This window comes from Streptomyces sp. NPDC007095 (assembly GCF_040634475.1).
GTDB lineage: Bacteria > Actinomycetota > Actinomycetes > Streptomycetales > Streptomycetaceae > Streptomyces.
In genome coordinates this window covers 1-18,189 of sequence record NZ_JBEYFS010000162.1, presented here as the reverse complement: position 1 = coordinate 18,189, position 18,189 = coordinate 1, and the positions used below count along the sequence as shown (strand labels likewise).

Here is an 18,189-nt window from a genome sequence, read left to right as displayed (position 1 = left end):
GACACGGGCGCGCGCCGCCCGGCCCACGGGCCGGGCAGCAGATCGTATGGGCCTACGGTGCTCACGGATCCCCACGTTCACCCCCGCGGAGGTGTCCCCCCTTGCCCACGCCGCCCCGCTCCCCCGCACGCCCGCAGCCCCGCCCCCAGAGCCGTCCGCAGCCGCCCCGCTCCCGGCGGCCTCCGGAGCGGTCCACCGTACGGCCCCCCGTACGGAGGAAGAAGCCGCGCTGGGCCATGCGGGTGGTCACCACGATCTCGGTGGTGGTTCTCGCCTCGGCGGGCATCGGGCACGCGGTGGTCACCAGCCTGGGCGAGGGCATCGCCCGGGTCGACCCCTTCAAGGACATGAAGAACCGCCCCGCGGCGGGCCACGGCATGAACGTGCTGCTGGTCGGCACCGACGGCCGCGACAAGATCACGGAGGAGGAGCGGCGGAAGTACCGTCTGGGCGGTGCCCCCTGCCACTGCACCGACACGATGATGATCGTGCACATCGCCGCCGACAGGGAGCGCGCCAGCGTCGTGAGCCTGCCGCGCGACTCGTACGCGGAGGTGCCCGCGCACACCGACCAGACCACCGGCGCCGAGCACGGCCCCCACCCGATCAAGCTCAACGCGGCGTACGCGGAGGGGGGCCCGCAGCTGACCGTGCGCACCGTCGAGAACATGACCCACGTGAAGATCGACCACTACTTGGAGGTCGATTTCACCAGCTTCATGCAGACGGTGGACGTGCTCGGCGGCGTGAGCATCTGCACCGCACAACCCCTGAAGGACTCGTACACGGGACTTGATCTGACCGCCGGCACGCACACGCTGAACGGCGGGCAGGCACTCCAGTACGTACGTTCCCGGCATGTCGACAGCGCCTCCGACATCGGCCGGATGCAGCGCCAGCAGCGGTTCCTGGCGGCGCTGATCGAGCGGACCACGTCGTCGGGGGTGCTGCTGAACCCGATGAAGTTCCGTGATGTCACCCGGGCCGTGCTCGGCTCGGTCCGCGCGGACCAGGGGTTCGGCACGGACGAGCTGCTGGACCTCGGCCGGGCGATGCGGAACTTCTCCCCCTCCTCCTCCGAGTTCACGACCGTGCCGATCGGGCAGATGGCCTACGTCGTCAAGGGCATCGGTTCCACACTGAAGTGGGACGAGAACAAGTCCGCCGCGCTCTTCCGGTCACTGCGCGACGACAAGCCGCTCGCTCCCCCGCACAAGGCGGCGCCCGCCAGGACCGTGCGCGTCGAGGTGGCCCCGCAGCAGATCCAGGTCCAGGTGGAGAACGGGACGCCCACGGACGGCCTCGGCAAGCGCATGGACAGCGCCCTGGCCGCCACCGGGTTCCGCACGACGGGCCGGCCCGTCAACGCCCAGGACCGCACCGCCCTGCACAACGTCATCGTCTACGACCCGCGCTGGGACCGCTCCGCGAAGGCCCTCGCCGCCGCGCTCCCGGGCAGCGAGCTGCGCGAGGTCAAGGGGCGGGGGCCGCTGCTGAAGGTGATCGCCGGGGCGGACTTCAAGGAGGTCACACGGGTCCGGGTGCAGGATCCCTATCAGGGGGCGACCCGGGTGGTGACGGGGGATCAGGTGGTGTGTACGTAGGTGCCGCGCACGTCCACGGGACACGCGAAGGGCCCCGCCGATTCGTCCGGCGGGGCCCTTCGTGGTGGTACGGGTCAGTTGCCCGACACGGTCACCGTCTGGTCGTTCTTCAGCTCGTCGACCAGCGTCTTGACCTTGGCCTTGTCCCAGACCAGGTTGCCGCCCGTGGAGCCGGAGATCGGCATGTTCATGGACTTGCCGCTGCCGCCGGTGACGCCCTTCATCGCCCAGAACATGCTGCCGAGGTCCCACAGGCTCATGTCCTTGTCGACGGTGAGGCTGTCGAGGCCCGAGCCCATGGTCGGGTAGAGCTTGAAGGGGTTCAGGACGGTCCCCGGGGTCGCGACCTGGTGGGCCAGCGCGGACAGGAACTTCTGCTGGTTCTTGGTGCGCTGGAGGTCGGAGGCCGCGAAGGCGTGGCGGGTACGGACGAAGGCGAGGGCCTGCTCGCCGTTGAGGGTCTGCTTGCCCGCCTTGAAGTCGGCGCCGGAGTACTTGTCCTTGAAGCCCTGGTCGAGGGTCATCTCCACGCCGCCGACCGCATCGACGATGTTCGCGAACCCGGCGAAACCGATCTCCACGTAGTGGTCGATGTGCAGGCCGGTGTTGTACTCGATGGTGCGGACCAGCAGCGTCGGCCCGTCCTCCGCGTACGCCGCGTTCAGCTTCACCTGACGGCCCGTGCCCTGGAAGGTCTTGCCGGACGCGGATCCCTTGTACGTGGGGATCGTCACGTTCGAGTCGCGGGGCAGGGAGAGCAGCGTGTCGCCGTTGTCCCCGACGTGCAGGATCATCATCGAGTCCGTGCGCTTGCCCTCGGCGGAGCCGGTGTGCAGCTTCTTCTTGTCCTCGGCCGACATGCCCGCGCGGCTGTCGGAACCGACGATCAGGTAGTTGGTGCCCTTGCCCGCCTCGGGCCGGTCTATGACCTTCGAGAGATCCACGTCACGGTGGAGCTTGGAGTCGGCCCAGAAGTAGGTGCCCACGGAGACCACGACCAGCAGCGTGACCAGCGTGATCGCGGTCCACTTGATCCGCCGCCGCCAGTTCGGCGCGGGGCGCGGGCCACGGCCGCCCTGACCGCCGGGACCCTGCGGACCGCCGGGACCGCCCGGCGAACCGTAGACCTGCCCGGTGTTGTAACCGGAGTCGTACCCGTTGTCATACCCCTGGCCGTCGTCGTACGTCGGCTGCTGGGGCACCCCGCCGTACGGCGGGGCGGACGGGCGCGGACCGGGCGTTCCCGGGCCACGCTGAACCTGCCGCATGACGCGGGCGCCCTCAGGCTGAGCGCCTGCGCTGCCGCGTCCGTAACGGTCGCTGCGGTTGCTGTCGGACCACCCGTCGGGCCAATCGTTCATGCGGACCAGTGTGCAGGTCCGCATGGTGTGCCTAACAAGAGACCGGGGAGATCTGGGTCACGCCTGTTGCAGAGCTGATGCAAAGAGACCGCCGCACTCCCCCGCATAGGGTGGACGGCATGACAGACCTGGCGCCCAACCCGGAATCCGATATTCCGGGCAAGCCGACCTTCGCGTCCCGGACCACCCTCAGCCACATCATGACCCACAACGACACCAACCTTCTGGGCACGGTGCACGGCGGAGTGATCATGAAGCTCGTCGACGACGCGGCGGGCGCGGTGGCCGGGCGGCACTCCGGTGGGCCCGCCGTCACCGCCTCCATGGACGAGATGGTCTTCCTGGAGCCGGTCCGGGTGGGCGACCTCGTCCATGTGAAGGCCCAGGTGAACTGGACGGGGCGGACGTCCATGGAGGTCGGCGTGCGCGTGCTGGCCGAGCGCTGGAACGAGTCGACGCCGCCCCAGCAGGTCGGTTCGGCCTATCTCGTCTTCGCCGCGGTCGACGCCGACGGCAAGCCGCGGCGCGTGCCGCCCGTCCTCCCGGAGACCGAGCGCGACGAGCGTCGCTACCAGGAGGCGCAGATCCGGCGCACCCACCGGCTGGCGCGCCGCCGGGCGATCATGGAACTCCGGGAGAAGCGGGCGGCGGAGGGGCTGGACTAGTAAGGATGCGAGGGCCGGAAGAACCAGGGGTTCGGTGATGCCGGACGCCCGAGGACCGGGCCGGGACGTCACCCCGGCCGGTGGCCCTGGCCGACAGTGGCTCCCGGGCGGATGTCAGGGTGACGTCATGCCCCTCTCCCCCGCCGCCCCGTCCGCTTCCGGCGGGCGCCCCTTCGACGCGGTGCTCTGTGACGTGGACAACGTGATCCGCGTCTACGAACCGGACCGCCTGTACGCGCTGGAGCGCGCCGCCGGGCTGGCCGAGGGCACCACCATGAAGGTGGCCTTCGCACCGGAGACGGTGCTTCCGCTGGTGCTGGGCCGGATCACACCGGACGAGTGGGCGGGGTCGATCCTGCGGGGCCTGACCGGGCTGGTGCCCGGCGGGACGGCGGTGGAGCTGAGCACGGCGCTCGTACGCTCGCCGTTCCACGCCGACGAGACGGTGGTGGCGCTGCTGCGCCGGGCCCGCGTCCACACGCCCCTGGTCCTCGTCACCAACACCTCGGTCCAGCTGGAGGAGGACCTGGAGGTCCTGGGTCTGACGGACCTCGCCGACCACGTGGTCAGCAGCGCGCGGGTGGGCATCGCCAAGCCCGACCGGCGCATCTATGACATCGCCGTCGAACGGGCCGGCGTCCCGGCCGGGCGCTGCCTGTTCGTGGACGACACCCTGGAGAACGTGGAGGCGGCGGCCGCACTCGGCATGCGGACCGTCCACTACCGCACGCCGGAGGATCTGCGGGGCGCCCTGAACGGCCTGTGAGGCCGACCGGGGACAAGAACGAGGGGCACCCCGGCGGGGTGCCCCTCACGTCCGTGGTGCCGGGGGTGGGTTACGGCAGGTTGCGTGCGATCACGATGCGACGGCAGCGCCACGGAAGAGGGGAACCCGGACCACGAAGGTCACCAAGCTGGTCAGCACGTGCGACATCAAGGACCGCCCGACGACCTACGCGACGGATCGCGGCACCCTCCTGGTGCAGGGTGGGACACCGACCGATCACGGGCCTCAGATTCCCGCTCACGAAACCCTGGTCGAGATCCCGATGGAACTGATCCGGAAGGCCATCCGTGACAACCTCGCCCAGGACTCTCGGGGACCTCTTCGACACGTTCGAGCGTGAGGCGTTCCGCCTGGAATCCCTCGACGACTACGGCAAGTCCGGGAACGTCGACACCTAAGAACATGTCAGGAGGCGAAGAGTTCTTCATCCTCGATATCACCGACAGGCCCAACCCCTTGAGAACGTGCCGGACTTCTGGTTCTTCGAATCCGAGTCCGGAGCCGTCATGAACTACGGCGGGACCGGGCAGCGCAGCACGATTACCGCCCGACGGAAGCAGCCCAGCGTGCGTCGCCCCAAGCGGGTCCCGGTCGCGATGCGGTGATCGCCTAGCAGCCGGGCCAGGTGCTCGGCGGTGGACCACTTCACGTCGAGAACGGCGGTGTATGTGACATTGGTCGACAGGTGAGGCCCCTCGGTCGGATCTTTCCGTCGCAAGATCGCTCCTGCCAGGGGCCTTACGCCTGCCCCCGCCGCCACCCTCGGTGCCCCCACCTGCCCGACCTCGGTTACGAGAACATCGGCGGCGGCTTCCGTCACCCGGTCAAGGAGCCCCAAGGTGGCGAACTCACCGAGGAACACGAGGCGTTCGACGCGACGATCCGCGGCGTGCACGGCATGGCCGAACGCGCCAGCGCCCTGCTGAAGGTCACCTTCAAGGCCCTCCGCGGGGTCAGCCTCGACCCGCCGACCATCACCCGCATCGCCCGAGCCGCCCTCGTCCTCCTCCAGTTGGAACACGGCCGCACCACCTGGCCGAAGATGACGAACCGTCACAAGGCTCTACCGAGAAGGGTTCGGTCGAGGGACGAGGCGCCAAGAGGGACGCACACGGGGCCCGGCCGGCGCCCCAAACCCGCCCGGCCGACGCATCGTTGCCCACCTGAGCCCGTGCCCGGCGTTCCGCGGAACCGCGGCCACCGACGACGCCTGCGAGTAAAGCATGCGCCAAGGAACGATCTTTATTCCCCGGAAGTGGACTAATTGACCGGTTGTACGGGAGTGGGCTTTCTCACCGCCGTCCCTTGTCGCCGAACCGGGCGGATACTGTGAGCGATCCAGTGCAAGCGACCCACGAGTCGCGCACTGTGTGAGCGACTGACTGAGGGTCTTTGGGGGCTCGAGGCCGCGTGGCCCCGACGGAGGACAAAACGACCGTGGACACGCAAGGCCGTGGGTGGGCGGACACCGACATCCTGCTGCACGTCGCCGAGGACCGGACGAACGCGACCGCGCTGAGCATCCCCCGGGACCTCATCGCCGATGTGCCGGATCGTCCGACCAAGCAGCCGGACGGCTCCATCAAGACCATCCCGGGCACGGACAACATCCGTTTCAACGCCAGCCTCGGCCGCGACCCGGGCCGCACGGTCGAGCAGCTCACCGGGGGAATCAAGGTCGACCACTTCATGATGGCCGACTTCAACGCCGTGAAGACGCTGACGACGGCGGTAGGCGGCGTCGAAGTGCGCCTCAACCACGCGGTGCACGACAAGGAGGCGCACCTCCAGTTACCCGCGGGTCCGTCCAAGATCGAGGGCGAGAAGACGCTGGCCTTCGTCCGCACCCGGTACAGCCGGGGCAACCACGGCGACCTCGACGGCATCAAGGTCCAGCAGCAGTTCCTCAGTTCGCTGTTCCGCAAGATGAAGTCCGACTCGACGCTCAGCGATACGAGCAAGCTCCTGGACCTGGCGGAGGCGGCGACCGAGACGCTCACGATCGACAGGGGAAGCGGCAGCATCAGCAGGCTCAAGGACGTGGCCATGGAGCTGAAGAAGGTGCCGCCGAATCACATCTCCTTCGTCACCATGCCTGTCCTGGACAACCCCGCTGACGGCAAGTGCCTCAAGGCGGTCATCGAGAACGAGGCGCCCGCTCAGCAGGTCTTCGCCATGATCAAGGGTGATGCCTCCTTGACCGAGGTGAAGAAGAAGGCGAAGGCGGACGCCAAGCTCAAGGGCCCCCGCTCCGCCGCCGCCGATGTCCGGGTCGGCATCTACAACGCGGGCGCGCCCGACGGTTCCGCCCAGACGACCCTTGCCTGGCTGCAGAACCAGAAGGGCGTGCCCAAGTCCACTCAGCTCGGCAACACCGGCGCGAAACAGCAGAGGACGACCCTGGAGTACGCTCCTGACCAGGCCGACCAGGCGCGCGAACCGGCCGACATCATGGGGCTTCCGGCGTCGGCCCTGAAGCCGGGCAAGAGCGAGTCCAACTCGCAGGGGCTGCCGGCGATCGTGCTGACGCTCGCTGAGGACTTCAAGGGTGCGGGCGTACCGCCCACCACTCGGACCAAGGCACCGGCCGGCGTTCCGCAGTCGACAGCCAACGAGGTCAAGTGTGCCTCGTGACCTCAGGGGTCGATTCTGCATCTCACTGAGTGGAGGAGCACGGCAACGCCACGAAACGTGCTGTGGCCGAGACTTCGCCCGGCCTGTGCCCAGGCTTTCCCAGGCACACGGTCGACAGGAAGGCGACATGGTTGCCCCGGTCCGTACAAGGACGTGTACCGGGACGCGAAACGAAGCCGCGGTGAGGATGCCGGGGGCGGGAGGGGCAGGAGAATGACGCGAAGCAGCGTGCGCAGAGAAGGGGCTCTGCCGCGCACTCGGCGCGGCGACGGACCTGGTGGGGCGGGCGAGGCGCAAGGCACGGGTAGCGGACGGCACAAGGAGGGCGCACAGGTGCAGTCCGGCGGCCGCGGGCGGCAGGGCGGCAGCCGGAGGCGCGGAGCGGAGCCGAGACCCCCGCGCCCGAAACGGCGGATACTGCGCTGGTCGGCGATGACGTTGACGGTTGTGATACTGGGCACCGCCGGAGCGGGTTACCTCTACTACGAGCACCTCAACAGCAACATCAAGAAAGACAAGCTGAACCTCGGCGACAACGCCGCGCCCAAGGCGACTGCGAACGCCGCCGGTCAGACGCCGCTGAACATCCTGATGATCGGCTCGGACAGCCGGAACACCGCGGAGGACCTCAAGCTGGGCGGGTCCAAGGGTGACGTGGGCCGCCCACCGCTCGCGGATGTGCAGATGCTGGTGCACGTCTCGGCCGACCGCAGCAACATGTCCGTGGTCAGCCTCCCGCGCGACACCATGATCCCCATCCCCAAGTGCACCGACCCGCACACCAACAAGGTGTACGAGGCGCTCTCCCTGTCCATGGCGAACGAATCGCTGGGCCGCGGCGGCCCGGGCTGCACGGTCGCCACCTGGGAGAAGCTCACCAACATCCACATCGACCACTTCATGATGGTCGACTTCTCCGGGGTTGTGTCGATGGCGGACGCCATCGGCGGCGTCCCGGTCTGCGTACGGCAGAACGTCTACTCGCACACCTCGGAAGGCCACGGCTCGGGCCTGAAGCTGAAGGCGGGCACCACGTCCGTCAAGGGAGAGCAGGCCTTGCAGTGGCTGCGCACCCGCTACGGCTTCGAGGACGGCACCGACCTCGGCCGTACCCACGCCCAGCACATGTACATGAACTCGATGGTGCGGCAGTTGCGCAAGAACGCGACGCTGAGCAACCCCGACGAGATGCGCAAGCTGGCGGAGACCGCGACGAACGCGCTCACGGTCGACGAGGGACTGGGGACGGTCAAGAAGCTGTACGACCTGTCCGAAGAGTTCAAGAAGGTGCCCACCAAGCGCATCACGATGACGACGCTGCCCACGGCGCAGTGGTCGCAGGACCACAACCGGCTGGTGCCCATGGCCGGAGACGCCGACCAGCTCATCTCGATGGTCCGCGACGACACTCCGCTGGACGGCCACGGTGTGAAGAAGAAGACCGAGCAGGCGTCCAAGGACCCGGCGGCACCGGACGGACAGATCGCGGTGCAGGTCCGCAACGGAACCGGCGTGAACGGCGAGGCACCGACGCCCCAGCGAGCCGGCACGGTCGTACAGGCCCTGCAGGGCAAGGGGTTCACCCGGGCCACCAAGGACACCGTGCTCACCCCGGAGGCCAAGACCGTGATCCTCTACCCCAGCGCGGATCTGGAGGGTGACGCCCAGGCGGCGGCCAAGGCACTCGGGGTACCGCTCGGCTCGGTGCGCAAGTCGACCGATGTCTCGGGAGTCACACTGATCGTGGGCGCGGACTGGCGTACCGGGAACGCCTATCCGGCATCCGCGCAGCCGACGAAGGCGCCCCAGTCGGCGGCCGTGCTGAACGGTGACAAGAAGGACGCGTGCATGGAGATCCAGAAGGGGTTCACCTGGGGGTGAGCGTGGCTCGCTGACCGCGTCGGCGGTCGGCGCGCGTACGACGACGGGGCCGCAGCTCTGCGAAGAGCTGCGGCCCCGTTCGGCGCGTGCCGGTGATCAGCGCGCGTGGGCGATCAGTACGCGGCCGTCCGAGTCTGGATCTCGCCGCTGACGATGTCGATGTATCCCTTCGCGAAGGACGTCATGCCCTTGTCGTACACCTGCGGGGTGTAGCACTGGCTCTGCCCCTGGCTGATGGTGCAGCTGTACGAGCGTCCGTCGTCGTTGCGGGTGACGGTCGCGGCGGCGCAGGCGTAACCGGCAGAAGCGTTTCCGCACGCGAACTGGGTGTAGTTGAGCGTGAGCCGGGCCCAGGCGGTGTGACACTTCAGGCTGTAGCGCAGCTCAATGGTGCCTTGCGTGCCGCCGGCGTTCTTCATGGGCGCGGACGCGACCGTGGTCCCGTCGTCGGCACAGCCGGTGGACGCCGGGCTGGTGCCGTCGTTGGTGTACGCCTGCGCGGCTCCGGTCGCGGCGATCACCGACAGGGCGACGCCTCCGGCCAGCACGCCGACGCGAGCGAGAGTTCTCTTCTTCAGGTTCATTTCTACCCCCTGGGCATGACAGTTCGCTGACGGTGCGTCAAGCGCATGTCAGCTAACCGATGTTGATGAAAATTGGTCGAGTCGAGAGTGGTGACGATCAGCTGCAGTGGTCGTGCCACGTGATGTCGGTGACACCGGAGCTGTAGGCGACATAGCCGCCCCAGTCGATGCAGTGATGCGCGGCGTAGACGTACCGCGGACCGGCGTAGTACCGGTACTGGCCCGAGTCCTCGTTCCAGCTGCCCCCGGAGACCTCGATCTCGGCGTTGACCCACTGCGTCGTACCGGTGTTGTTCATCGTGACGACGCAGTTGTAGCCGTTGGAGCTGTTGTAGGTGAGGTACGTGGTACCGGCACCCTCAAAGCCCACGCTCATGGAGTCGATGACGCCGTAGCCGCTGCCGCAGGCGCCGTTGTAACCGGCGGCCTGCGCCGGAGCCGCGGCGAGGACCAGGGCCCCGGCAGTAAGCGACAGCGCCGCCACACATCCCGCCAGTCTCCTGCGCACGGACACCATCATCGTGAATCCCCCCATAAGGCTCGCCCGATCGATCATTTGGTCGACTGACAGATCATGACCGAAGGATTCTTGTCATGGCAAGGGCAAGGGGCGCTCACGCGCACCACAACTCCCCTTCACAAATAAGTAGATTGACGGAACATCAACAGGCGTGTTCGAATTTGGCGTCAACTCGGGTTGCCGTTACTTCACATGATCACGACATCAAGGGAGTCCTTGTGCGCATCCAGGCCAAGCTCTTCACCGCCACCGTCGCCGGTGCCGCGGTGCTCGGTCTCGCCATGCCCGCGCAGGCGGTCAACCACCACTCCACCGGCAACGCCACGGGCCGGTGCGGCAACTCCGTGCTCGGCGGCGGCAACTACCAGCCGCTGTGCCTCTTCTACGTTCACGACGGCTCCGGCGCGATCTGGGGCAAGGACGGCAGCGTCTCCAACCTGGCCGGCTACACCTTCAAGAGCGGCTCGGGCACCGGCTCCGGCCAGGTCGTGAAGAACAACGCGACCGCCATGGAGTCCGAGTACTTCGAGAACCGCGGTGGCACCGTCTGGGTCAACAGTGGGTACGGCGGCAACTACGACTGGTCGTACGACGGCGAGGGCGGCGCGCTCGGCTACACCTGGAACAACAACGCCTCCACCCAGGTCGGCATCGGCGTCGGCTGACCTGCCCGACCGCTGAAGGCTGCCTGATCTTCCCCACTTCCTCGCTGCCGTTCCGGTTCCGGAACGGCAGCGAGGCTCTTTGACGTGAGACACACATGACGATTACCTCTGGCCGGGCAGGCGCCGGACTGATCTGCGCCGTCGCTGCCGTCGGCCTCCTCGCGGGCTGTTCGAACGGACCCGGCGGCACTTCGTCGCAGGGGGAGAAGCAGCCGAAGCCGACCGTCTCCAAGATCCCCGGCGTCACCTCGATCACGAAGCTCACCGACACCGCGGACCTCGCGCTGCCCGTCGACACCTACATGCCGACAGGGCACGCCCTGCTGCAGACGACCGACGCCATGACGACGCTGGAGCAGCGCTGCGTCAGTCGGTTCGGACTCAGGTACACCCCCACCGAGGCGCAGCTGCCGAACTTCAGCAAGAACTCGCGTCGCTACGGTGTTCCCGAATCCCTGCAGGTCGCCCGGGAGTTCGGCTTCCACATGACGCAGAACGACCCGCGCAGCCTGCCCAAGCACCTGGGCACCCCGCCCTCGCCGGAGGTGCGTACGGTCCTGACCGCCACGGCCTCGCAGGGGGGGCTGGTCAGCTCCTACCACGGCATGCGCCTGCCCGACGGCGGCTGTGTCGGCGAGGCGGACCGCGCCATCACGGGCGGCGACGTGGACCAGCGCGCCGGGCACTCCCCGATGGCCGAGCAGATCCGGGCGCACTCCTTCGAGTACTCGACGCTGGACCCCCGCGTCATCGCGGCCCAGACGGCGTGGAAGAAGTGCATGAGCGCCCAGGGGTACACGAACTACAAGAAGACGTTCGACGCATCGGGTGACGAGCGCTGGAACGCTGCGGCGGCGACGTCGCAGGAAATCGCCGTCGCGGTGGCGGACTGGCAGTGCGCCAAGCAGGTCAACCTCGTCGGCATCTGGTTCGCCGTGGAGAGCGCCTACCAGAACGACCAGATCGACAAGCACGCGGAAGAGCTGCAGCAGGCCCGGGAGGGACTGCTGCAGCAGTCGAAGCGCGTCGCGACCGTGCTGGCCGGCGGCAAGCTGTCCGGTTCCTGACCGGGCGTGGCGGAAGAGAACCGATGGCAGATCTGATGAAGAGCGCGGACGCCGCCCCGTGGCAGACCGCGCCGGAACCCGGCCCCACGGCGGGCGGCGACCGTACCGCCCGTACCTCCGCCCTGGCCCGTCGCCGTCGTGGAGTGCTCGCGGTGGCGTCGGCGGCCGCGCTGCTGTCCCTCGGCGGCCTCGGCGGGGCGATGCTGGTGAAGTCCCCGGCCCAGGCGGCGGCGGACACCCGGGCCCCCAAGGCCAGTGTCATCACCGCGTCCGTCGGCTCCGAGCGGCTGGCCCGCACGGTGGTGCTGCGCGGCGACGTGACCAGCGGCGCCACCCTGTCCATCACGCCCACCGAGGTGGCGGACAGCCGCGCCCTGGGCGGCGGGACCAACCCGGGCGGCTCCTCGCCGGTGCTCACCCGGAAGCTGGCGCACGTCGGCGACACGGTCAAGGCGGCCGAGCCGCTGGTGGAGTTCTCCGGCCGCCCGGTCTACGTCCTGCCCGGCCGGATCCCGGCCTACCGCGACATGCTCCCCGGCGAGTCCGGGGACGACATCGCCCAGCTGCAGGGTGCCCTGGCCAAGCTCGGCCTGTACCACGGTGGCGACAAGCACGGCTACTTCGACACGGCGACCAAGAAGGCCGTCGTGGCGCTGTACCACCGCCTGGGCTACCCGGTGCCGGTCACCGGGGGCTCCGCCGGGAAGGGCGGCGGGTCCAAGGCCGCGGGCGAGCCGTTCGTTCCCTCCTCCGAGATGGCGTTCGCCTCCTCGGTGCCGGTCAGGGTCGTCGGCCTGCCGGCGGCCGTGGGCGACAAGGTGTCCGGCCCGGTGGTCTCCCTGGCCACCGGCGGCCTGAAGCTCACCGGGTACCTGGACCCCTCGTACCAGGGCCTGGTCAAGGAGGGCATGAAGGTCCGGATCACCTCCGAGACCCTCGGCCTGACCGCCTCCGCCGGCGTGTCCTCGGTGGGCGAGCTGGTCACCCCCGGCGACAAGACCGGCTCCCAGACCTCCGGCGACAACGCGTCGGCCCAGGACGGGAACGGTCCGGCCAACGGCGGGGTCCCCTACCTGCCGGTCCAGGTGACGCGCATCGGCACGTGGGACAACCGGCTCGACGGCCAGAACGTACGGATGACCATCACGGCCGCCGCCACGACCGGCGCGGTCCTCACCGTCCCCGAGGCGGCGATCAACGCCGGTGCCGACGCCCGGACCAGCGTCACGGTGGTGGCCCCGGACGGCTCCCAGCACCGGGTGCGGGTCACGGTGGGCGTATCGGCGGACGGAAAGGTGCAGGTCACACCGGCCGGTACGGCACGGCTGCGGGCCGGCGACCGCGTGGTGGTCGGCCAGTGAGCGAGCCCACCCCGTCCGCTCCCGTGATCCGGCTGCGGGGCGTCGCCAAGACGTACCCGGGCGCCGTCGCGGTCCACGCCCTGCACCCCACCGACCTCGACGTCGAGCGCGGCGACTTCGTGGCCGTGGTCGGACCCTCGGGTTCGGGCAAGTCCACCCTGCTCAACCTGATCGGCATGCTGGACCGACCGTCCGCGGGCCGCTACGACTTCGCCGGCACCGACGTCTCCTCCCTCCGGGAACGGGAGCGGACGGCCCTGCGCGGCCGCAGGGTCGGCTTCGTCTTCCAGTCCTTCCACCTCCTCTCCCACCGCACGGCCACGGAGAACGTCGCCCTGGCCCAGCTGTACGTCACCACGGACCGGGGCGCCCGCGACGACCGGGCGGTACGGGCCCTGCGCACCGTGGGACTCGGCCACCGGCTCGACGCGCTGCCGCCCACCATGTCCGGCGGCGAGCGCCAACGCGTCGCGATCGCCCGCGCGTTGGTCAACCGTCCCGAACTGATCCTCTGCGACGAGCCCACCGGCAACCTGGACTCCGCGACCTCGGCGCACGTCATGAACCTGCTCGAAGAACTCCACTCGGCGGGACTCACCGTGGTGGTCATCACCCACGACCCCGCCGTGGCCGAACGCGCCCGGCGCGTACTGACCATCCGCGACGGCCGCATCCTCACCGACACCGAACGGCGGTCGGCCGCGTGAGAGCCAGCCGCGTGCGAACCGCGCTCCGCCGTGACCGGAACCCGTCCCCGGCACCCCCGTCACGCCTCCTCATCCGGGACATGTTCGCCGAGTCCCTGGCCGGCCTGGTCCAGCGGCCGGGCCGTTCCGTGCTCACCATGCTGGGCACGGTGCTCGGAGTGGGCGCCTTCGTCGCCGTACTCGGCCTGACCTCGACGGCGGCCGGCCAGATCAGCGCGTCGTTCAACGTGCTGCGCGCCACCACGGTGACGGTGGACGACGTGACGCCCAAGTCCGACGAGAGACCCGAGGTCCACTTCCCGAAGGACTCCGACGACCGGATCCAGCGGCTCAACGGCGTGGTGGCGGCCGGCGTCTGGTGGGGCGCCCCGCTGCACAACCCGAGGATCGGCACCCAGCCGCTCCCCCCGACCGACAACCCCACCACCGGAGTGACGGTCTTCGCGGCGTCCCCCGGGGCCCTGAAGGCGATCCAGCCGACGCTCCGGGCCGGCGCCCTCTACAACCGTTTCCACGAGCGGCGGGCCGAGCCGGTCTGCGTGCTCGGCGCGGGCGCGGCACGCGTCCTGGGCGTCACCCGGCTGGACAACCAGCCCGTGGTCTTCATCAACGACAGCGCCTACACGGTCGTGGGCATCATCTCCGACGCCCAGCGCAAGCCGGAAGCGCTGATGGGCGCGATGCTCCCGACCACGACAGCGCTCAAGGCCTTCGGCCCGCCGACCGACCAGCCCGCCGAAATGATCATCCACACCCGCATCGGCGCGGCCCGCCTCCTGGCCCATCAGGCCCCGATCGCCCTGCTCCCCGACCACCCCCGCCTGCTGCACGCCGCCGCGCCGCCGGACCCGCACGCCCTGCGCGACTCCGTGAACACCTCCCTCTCCGGCCTGTTCCTTCTGCTGGCGGCGATCTGTCTGGTGATCGGCGCGCTGGGCATCGCCAACACCACCCTGGTGGCGATCCTGGAACGCACGGGCGAGATCGGCCTGCGCCGCTCACTGGGCGCCCGCCCCCGGCACATCGCGGCCCAGTTCCTGACGGAGTCCACCACCCTGGGCACGCTCGGCGGCCTGATCGGCACGGCGATCGGCGTCTGCACGGTGGTCGTGGTCGCCCTGATCCAGGACTGGACGGCCATCGTCGACCCCCTGACCGTCCTCCCGGCCCCGCTCGTCGGCTCCGTCGTGGGTCTGCTGGCCGGCCTCTACCCCGCGCTGCGGGCCGCCCGCATCGAACCACTGGAAGCCCTGCGACAGTGACCGCCGTCGAGGCGGCCCGGGCGCAGTCCTCGACCCCTCTGCCGCCCGCTTCTGTCTCTGGCGGAGCGCGGCGTGCATCTGCCCGCAGCGGGCCGTGCCTGCGGGTCTGGTGCGTCGCCGGTCGACCGCTCAGGCTCTGGTTCGGCGGTCGCGCCGCACTCGACGAACGCCCTCGCCCAGTCGTCCGGCGAAGACCGCCGACGAGATACTCGACAGCGGCGACAGGCCTCTGCGCACATGTCGCAGGCCGCTGGAGGTATATGCACGTCGCCCTCCGCCCAGAGGAGGACGGAGGGCGACGGGACGCCAGGAATCAGATTCCGCTTACGGCAGGTTCCTTGCCATCACTATCCGCTGGACCTGGTTCGTGCCTTCATAAATCTGGGTGATCTTGGCGTCGCGCATCATGCGCTCCACCGGGTAGTCCCGCGTGTAGCCGTAGCCCCCGAGGAGCTGGACCGCGTCGACGGTGACCTCCATCGCCACGTCCGAGGCGAAGCACTTGGCCGCCGCGCCCTGGAAGGTCAGGTCCTTGTCGCCGCGCTCCGACTTGGCCGCCGCCGCGTACGTCAGCTGGCGGGCGGCCTCGATCTTCATGGCCATGTCGGCGAGCATGAACTGGATGCCCTGGAAGTCGGCGATCGGCTTGCCGAACTGCTTGCGCTCCTGGACATAGCCCTTGGCGTAGTCGAGGGCGCCCTGCGCGATGCCGAGCGCCTGCGCGGCGATCGTGATGCGGGTGTGGTCCAGGGTCTTCATGGCCGTGGCGAAGCCGGTGCCCTCCTCGCCGATCATGCGGTCGGCCGGGATGCGGACGTTGTCGAGGTAGACCTCGCGCGTCGGGGAGCCCTTGATGCCGAGCTTCTTCTCGGGGGCACCGAAGGAGACGCCCTCGTCCGACTTCTCGACGACGAAGGCCGAGATGCCCTTCGAGCGCTTGGTGGGGTCGGTGACCGCCATCACCGTGTAGTACTCGGACTCGCCCGCGTTGGTGATCCAGCGCTTCACACCGTTGAGGACGTAGTCGTCGCCGTCACGGACGGCCTTCGTCTTCATGCCCGCGGCGTCCGAGCCCGCGTCCGGCTCCGAGAGGCAGTACGAGAACATCCCGTCACCCTTGGCGAGGGGGGTCAGGTACTTGTGCTTCAGGGTCTCGGAACCGGAGAGGATCACCGGGAGCGAGCCCAGCTTGTTCACGGCCGGGATCAGGGAGGAGCTGGCACACACACGCGCCACCTCCTCGATCACGATCACCGTGGCGAGCGCGTCGGCGCCCGCGCCGCCGTACGTCTCCGGTACGTGCACGGCGTGCAGATCGGAGGAGACCAGGGCGTCCAGGGCCTCCTGCGGGAAACGGGCTTCCTCGTCCACCACGGCCGCGTACGGCGCGATCTTCGCCTCGGCCAGCGAGCGGATCGCGTCACGGAGCATGTCGTGCTCCTCGGACGGGCGGTACAGGTCGAAATCAGCCGATCCGGCCAAGGTCTCTCACGCTCCAAAGACGCTAATTACCGTTAAGTAACCCAAATTTTAGGGGTCCGCCCACGGGAGGGATACGTGAGCTTGGCGACAGGAGGGAACCTGCCCGATGAGGGGCCCGAACATGCCCCGACTATGCTCGGGCAGCGCACTGAAGCCATTCATCCCAGGAGCACCCATGGCCCTCAAGATCACCGTGATCGGCACCGGCTATCTCGGCGCCACCCACGCCGCGGCCATGGCCGAGCTCGGGTTCGAGGTGCTGGGGCTCGATGTCGTCCCCGAGAAGATCGAGATGCTGCAGCGGGGCGAGGTCCCGATGTACGAGCCTGGGCTCGAGGAGCTGCTGCGCAAGCACGTGGCGGGCATCGAGGGATCCACCGGCCGGCTGCGCTTCACCATGGACTGGGCCGAGGTCGGCGAGTTCGGCGACGTCCACTTCGTCTGCGTGAACACGCCACAGAAGCACGGGGATTACGCGTGCGACATGTCGTACGTCGACGCCGCCTTCGAGACGCTCGCCCCGCACCTGAAGGGGCCCGCCCTCGTCGTCGGCAAGTCCACCGTGCCGGTGGGCTCCGCGGAGCGGCTGGCGCGCACGCTCGCCGAGCTCTCCCCCGCCGGTGAGGACGCCGAGCTCGCCTGGAACCCGGAGTTCCTGCGCGAGGGCTTCGCCGTCCAGGACACGCTGCACCCCGACCGTCTCGTGGCCGGCGTGCGCAGCGAGCGGGCCGAGAAGATCCTGCGCGAGGTGTACGCGACGCCCGTCTCCGAGGGCTCACCCTTCGTCGTCACCGACTTCCCGACCGCCGAGCTGGTGAAGACCTCCGCGAACTCCTTCCTGGCGACCAAGATCTCCTTCATCAACGCCATGGCCGAGGTCTGCGAGGCCGCCGGCGGCGATGTCGCCCTGCTGGCCGAGGCCATCGGGCACGACGAGCGGATCGGGAAGAAGTTCCTGCGGGCCGGGATCGGATTCGGCGGCGGCTGTCTGCCGAAGGACATCCGCGCCTTCATGGCCCGGGCCGGTGAGCTCGGCGCGGACCAGGCGCTGACCTTCCTGCGCGAGATCGACTCCATCAACATGCGCCGGCGCGGCCAGATGGTGGAGATGGCCCGGGAGGCGCTGGGCGGCGGATCCTTCCTCGGCAAGCGGGTCGCCGTGCTCGGCGCGACCTTCAAGCCCGACTCGGACGACGTCCGGGACTCGCCCGCGCTGAACGTCGCCGGGCAGATCCACCTCCAGGGCGGCCAGGTCACCGTCTACGACCCGAAGGGCATGGCGAACGCCAAGCGGCTCTTCCCGACGCTCGGGTACGCCGACACCGCGGTCGAGGCCGTGCGCGGCGCCGACGTCGTCCTGCACCTGACCGAGTGGCGGGAGTTCCGCGAGCTGGACCCGGCGGTGCTGGGCGAGGCTGCCTCGGCCCGGGTTCTCCTGGACGGCCGCAACGCGCTCGACCCCGAGGTGTGGCGCCGGGCCGGATGGACGTACCGGGCGATGGGCCGCCCGACGGCCTAGGCCCTGTCGTCAAATTCCCGTCTGCCCCGCGACGCCATGCACGCACTCTCACCGCGCCAGGCACAGACCCGAGTACGTCCAGTACGAGGG

16 protein-coding genes and 3 pseudogenes are annotated in these 18,189 nt (G+C 69.3%); 14 read left to right on the top strand and 5 right to left on the bottom strand.

All coding sequences use genetic code 11. The features are described from left to right. Nucleotides 1-101: 101 nt before the first annotated feature. On the top strand, nucleotides 102-1,604 hold the full coding sequence (locus tag ABZ656_RS39900; protein WP_360274959.1) for an LCP family protein: 1,503 nt from the start codon (nucleotides 102-104) through the stop codon (nucleotides 1,602-1,604). A 74-nt stretch (nucleotides 1,605-1,678) separates the two neighbouring features. Here the strand turns inward: ABZ656_RS39900 and ABZ656_RS39895 are convergent, their stop codons facing one another. Continuing rightward, the gene (locus ABZ656_RS39895) at nucleotides 1,679-2,965 is read right to left on the bottom strand and encodes an LCP family protein (RefSeq protein ID WP_101408072.1); all 1,287 of its coding nucleotides are present in this window, start codon (nucleotides 2,963-2,965) and stop codon (nucleotides 1,679-1,681) included. Nucleotides 2,966-3,084: 119 nt separating this feature from the next. On the opposite strand from ABZ656_RS39895, the gene ABZ656_RS39890 reads away from it, so the two are divergent. The 4 genes and pseudogenes from ABZ656_RS39890 to ABZ656_RS39875 all read left to right on the top strand — a co-directional run. Beyond that, complete coding sequence (locus tag ABZ656_RS39890) at nucleotides 3,085-3,630, top strand: acyl-CoA thioesterase (protein WP_054236896.1); 546 nt, start codon at nucleotides 3,085-3,087, stop codon at nucleotides 3,628-3,630. Nucleotides 3,631-3,757: 127 nt separating this feature from the next. Next, complete coding sequence (locus tag ABZ656_RS39885; protein WP_101404815.1) at nucleotides 3,758-4,396, top strand: HAD-IA family hydrolase; 639 nt, start codon at nucleotides 3,758-3,760, stop codon at nucleotides 4,394-4,396. Between the two features lie 148 nt (nucleotides 4,397-4,544). After that, nucleotides 4,545-4,757, top strand: coding sequence for a hypothetical protein (locus ABZ656_RS39880; RefSeq protein ID WP_360274977.1), 213 nt, complete (start codon nucleotides 4,545-4,547; stop codon nucleotides 4,755-4,757). Next, nucleotides 4,705-4,944: pseudogene (locus ABZ656_RS39875) on the top strand (hypothetical protein); the annotation flags it as partial. The gene ABZ656_RS39880 and the pseudogene ABZ656_RS39875, both read left to right, overlap by 53 nt. A gap of 2 nt (nucleotides 4,945-4,946) precedes the next feature. Here the strand turns inward: ABZ656_RS39875 and ABZ656_RS39870 are convergent. Further along, nucleotides 4,947-5,102, bottom strand: a pseudogene (locus ABZ656_RS39870) (IS5/IS1182 family transposase); the annotation flags it as partial. Between the two features lie 84 nt (nucleotides 5,103-5,186). Between ABZ656_RS39870 and ABZ656_RS39865 the strand changes: the two are divergent. The 3 genes and pseudogenes from ABZ656_RS39865 to ABZ656_RS39855 form a co-directional block, all read left to right on the top strand. Then, nucleotides 5,187-5,450: pseudogene (locus ABZ656_RS39865) on the top strand (transposase family protein); the annotation flags it as partial. 404 nt (nucleotides 5,451-5,854) lie between these two features. After that, the gene (locus ABZ656_RS39860; protein WP_360274954.1) at nucleotides 5,855-7,051 is read left to right on the top strand and encodes an LCP family protein; all 1,197 of its coding nucleotides are present in this window, start codon (nucleotides 5,855-5,857) and stop codon (nucleotides 7,049-7,051) included. Nucleotides 7,052-7,264: 213 nt separating this feature from the next. Continuing rightward, entirely contained in the window at nucleotides 7,265-8,932 is a 1,668-nt protein-coding gene (locus ABZ656_RS39855; RefSeq protein WP_360274951.1) for an LCP family protein, read from the top strand. Between the two features lie 113 nt (nucleotides 8,933-9,045). On the opposite strand, the gene ABZ656_RS39850 is transcribed toward ABZ656_RS39855, so the two are convergent. Further along, complete coding sequence (locus ABZ656_RS39850) at nucleotides 9,046-9,516, bottom strand: DUF2690 domain-containing protein (RefSeq protein WP_101404810.1); 471 nt, start codon at nucleotides 9,514-9,516, stop codon at nucleotides 9,046-9,048. 97 nt (nucleotides 9,517-9,613) lie between these two features. After that, nucleotides 9,614-10,024 (bottom strand): spore-associated protein A, encoded by a 411-nt coding sequence (locus ABZ656_RS39845; RefSeq protein WP_218978259.1) that lies wholly within the window; start codon nucleotides 10,022-10,024, stop codon nucleotides 9,614-9,616. Nucleotides 10,025-10,254: 230 nt separating this feature from the next. On the opposite strand from ABZ656_RS39845, the gene ABZ656_RS39840 reads away from it, so the two are divergent. The 5 genes from ABZ656_RS39840 to ABZ656_RS39820 all read left to right on the top strand — a co-directional run bounded on the left by ABZ656_RS39840 (nucleotide 10,255) and on the right by ABZ656_RS39820 (nucleotide 15,098). Then, the gene (locus ABZ656_RS39840; RefSeq protein ID WP_101404809.1) at nucleotides 10,255-10,701 is read left to right on the top strand and encodes a hypothetical protein; all 447 of its coding nucleotides are present in this window, start codon (nucleotides 10,255-10,257) and stop codon (nucleotides 10,699-10,701) included. A gap of 95 nt (nucleotides 10,702-10,796) precedes the next feature. Next, on the top strand, nucleotides 10,797-11,768 hold the full coding sequence (locus ABZ656_RS39835) for a hypothetical protein (protein WP_360274946.1): 972 nt from the start codon (nucleotides 10,797-10,799) through the stop codon (nucleotides 11,766-11,768). A 23-nt stretch (nucleotides 11,769-11,791) separates the two neighbouring features. Beyond that, on the top strand, nucleotides 11,792-13,129 hold the full coding sequence (locus tag ABZ656_RS39830; protein WP_360274943.1) for a peptidoglycan-binding protein: 1,338 nt from the start codon (nucleotides 11,792-11,794) through the stop codon (nucleotides 13,127-13,129). After that, nucleotides 13,126-13,836 carry an ABC transporter ATP-binding protein gene (locus ABZ656_RS39825; protein ID WP_360274940.1) on the top strand — a complete coding sequence of 237 codons (711 nt, stop codon included), beginning with the start codon at nucleotides 13,126-13,128 and terminating at the stop codon, nucleotides 13,834-13,836. The genes ABZ656_RS39830 and ABZ656_RS39825 overlap by 4 nt, the downstream gene beginning before the upstream one ends. Nucleotides 13,837-13,916: 80 nt before the next feature. Next, nucleotides 13,917-15,098 carry an ABC transporter permease gene (locus ABZ656_RS39820; RefSeq protein ID WP_101408070.1) on the top strand — a complete coding sequence of 394 codons (1,182 nt, stop codon included), beginning with the start codon at nucleotides 13,917-13,919 and terminating at the stop codon, nucleotides 15,096-15,098. Nucleotides 15,099-15,422: 324 nt separating this feature from the next. On the opposite strand, the gene ABZ656_RS39815 is transcribed toward ABZ656_RS39820, so the two are convergent. After that, entirely contained in the window at nucleotides 15,423-16,580 is a 1,158-nt protein-coding gene (locus ABZ656_RS39815) for an acyl-CoA dehydrogenase (protein ID WP_101404806.1), read from the bottom strand. A gap of 175 nt (nucleotides 16,581-16,755) precedes the next feature. Here ABZ656_RS39815 and ABZ656_RS39810 point away from each other — a divergent pair, with 175 nt between their 5' ends. Beyond that, nucleotides 16,756-18,099 (top strand): UDP-glucose/GDP-mannose dehydrogenase family protein, encoded by a 1,344-nt coding sequence (locus ABZ656_RS39810; RefSeq protein WP_101404805.1) that lies wholly within the window; start codon nucleotides 16,756-16,758, stop codon nucleotides 18,097-18,099. Nucleotides 18,100-18,189 lie beyond the last annotated feature (90 nt).